Below are 2293 nucleotides of genomic sequence, written 5' to 3' on the forward strand. Positions count from 1 at the left end.
CGGCGGTGGTGGGCGCGGTCGCGGCGGCGGGCTATGTGCTGCTGGTGCGGGCCGCGGCCCGGCAGGGCGGCGGGGCCTCGGACGCGGAGGCCTCGGACGCGCAGGCCCCGGACGCGGAGGCCCCGGACGCCGGGACGGAGGCGGCGGGTGACGCGGCGGACGGGGTGGGTTCGGCCGCGGGCCGGTGAACAGGAGGCCCGCCCCGGCAGCCTGTGGCGGCACCGCCGCCGTCCGCACGCGGACGGCGGCGGTGCCGGACGGTCCGGCGGCGGGTCAGGCTGTCCGTACGCTGTCCAGCGCCGTGCGGACGGCCGCCGTGGCTTCGGGGGCGAGCAGGACGGAGTAGTGGTTGGCGCCGGGCACGCACCGCACGGTCACACCGGAACCGGCTCCGGAACCGGCTCCGGGACCGAGGCCGGCCGCGGCGAGGCGGTCCTCGTCGTACAGCCCCCGCGGCTCGTCCAGCATGCCGCGTTCGGCCCACAGCAGGGTCATGGGCACCCCGGCCGAGGCGGCGGTCCGCACCGCCGCGAGGGTCTCCGGGTCGGCCAGGACGTCCGCCCCGTCGGCCCGTACCGCCTCCAGTACGCAGCTGCTGCGCAGCTTCGGCTCCCGTCCCACCAGGTCGCGGTCGATGTAGGCCTGGACGTCGTCGTTCCAGTGCGGTCCCAGGGCGGGGTGCTCGCGGAAGAAGGCGCGGTACGCCTCCCGGTCGGGGAAGGTCATCGACAGCCGCCGCATCGCCGGGCCGATCACGGCCTCCAGCAGCTCGTCGATGTCCGTCCCCTCGGGGGCGGGGAAGCCCACGCCGCCGTCCACCAGCACCACGCCCGCGATCCGGTCCGGGTGGCGGGCGGCCGTCAGCGCTGCGACGAAGGCGCCCATGGAGTGGCCGACCAGCACCGCGCGTTCCCGTCCCAGGTGGTCCAGGAGGGCGATGACGTCCTCGGTGTGGGCGGCGAGCCCGTACGGCCCCGGGAGCGCGGCGCTGCGCGCCCGGCCGCGCAGATCGGGGGCGTACAGCGGGGTGTCCTCGCCCAGGGCGGCGGCCAGGGCGGCGAAGGAGCGGCCGTTGGCGGTGATGCCGTGCAGGGCGATCACCGGTTCCCCGGCACCGGGCCACCGCGAGACGGCCAGTTCCCCTCCGCGCACCGGGACGGCCGTCTCCTGCGCGGTCCGTCCGGTGCGCCGGGTGCGTCCGGTCGTCGTCGGGTCCGTCATCGGGTCCGTCATCGGGACTCCTCTCCCCTCCGCCGGGTCAGCGAGCGCCGTATCGACGCGATGCCGCCCGGTGCCGCGTACACGGCGATCACGAACAGCGTGCCGAGGACGACCATCGGCTCCGACAGCGGCGCGCGCAGGATACCCGGCAGCCCGTGCACCAGGTCCGAGCTCGCCAGCACCGCCAGCCGCTGGTCGAGGAAGGTGAACAGCACGCCGCCGATCAGCGGGCCCCAGCGGGTGCCGCTGCCGCCCAGGACGACCATCACCAGCAGGGTGAGGGTGAACTCCGGAGTGCTGGAGCGCGGGGTGGCGCCCGCCGTGACCAGCAGGTGCATCGCACCGCCCAGCACGCCGAGGGCGGAGGCCAGGACGAAGACGCCGAGCTTGTGGCGGAACGGGTCGTAGCCCAGGACGGAGACCCGCTGCTCGTTGTCGCGGATGCCCTGCCAGACCCTGCCGACCGGCCGGGACACGGCCGTCCACACCACGGCGGCCGTCAGTGCGAGGTAGGCCAGGGCCAGCCAGTAGACGTTGGCGGTGTTCTGCACGCCGACCAGTGCGTCGGGCACACCGCCGGTGTGCAGCGGCAGGCCCTCCTCGCCGCCGGTGAGGCCGCCAGGGTTGCGCTGCACCCAGATCGATCCGGCCTGGGCGAAGGCGAGGGTGACCATGGCGAAGCCGATACCGCCCAGGGCCAGTCCGCGCAGCGAGACGGCGCCCAGGAGGACGGCGGCGGCCGTGCCGCCGGCCAGGGCCAGGCCGATGGCGGGGAAGAGTCCCAGGCCCAGTTCGGTCATGGCGAGCTGGGTGCCGTACGCGCCGCCGGCGACGTAGAGGGCGTGGCCGAAGGAGAGCAGGCCGGTACGGCCGAACATCAGGTCGTAGCCGAGGGCGAGTCCGCCGAACACCAGGCACAGGGCCAGCAGTTGGAGTGATCCGGGCGAGTTGACCGGACCGTCGAGCAGTACCGGGATCTCCAGGGCGGAGTACGGCAGCAGGGCCAGGACGGCCAGGACGGCCGCCGGTGCGGCCGCCCCCCGCCACCGGCGGGGGGGCCGGGCGGCGGGGC

General features: G+C 75.8%; 2 protein-coding genes and 1 pseudogene. 1 reads left to right on the forward strand and 2 read right to left on the reverse strand.

What is annotated here, in order from left to right; translation table 11 throughout:
- Positions 1–188: pseudogene (locus L7D48_RS28265) on the forward strand (S1 family peptidase); the annotation flags it as partial.
- A gap of 85 nt (positions 189–273) precedes the next feature.
- Here L7D48_RS28265 and L7D48_RS28270 read toward each other — a convergent pair.
- The gene (locus L7D48_RS28270) at positions 274–1221 is read right to left on the reverse strand and encodes an alpha/beta hydrolase (protein ID WP_237883864.1); all 948 of its coding nucleotides are present in this window, start codon (positions 1219–1221) and stop codon (positions 274–276) included.
- An 8-nt stretch (positions 1222–1229) separates the two neighbouring features.
- Positions 1230–2293: branched-chain amino acid ABC transporter permease (locus L7D48_RS28275; RefSeq protein WP_237883862.1), on the reverse strand; the 1064-nt coding region annotated here is incomplete at its 5' end.

The organism is Streptomyces sp. ICN903 (assembly GCF_022015835.1).
GTDB classification, from domain to species: Bacteria; Actinomycetota; Actinomycetes; order Streptomycetales; family Streptomycetaceae; genus Streptomyces; species Streptomyces fenghuangensis.

Bases quoted from the DNA above. Each gene is read 5' to 3' on its own strand.
- L7D48_RS28270 (WP_237883864.1), bottom strand. From the start codon at position 1,221: ATGACGGACCCGACGACGACCGGACGCACCCGGCGCACCGGACGGACC.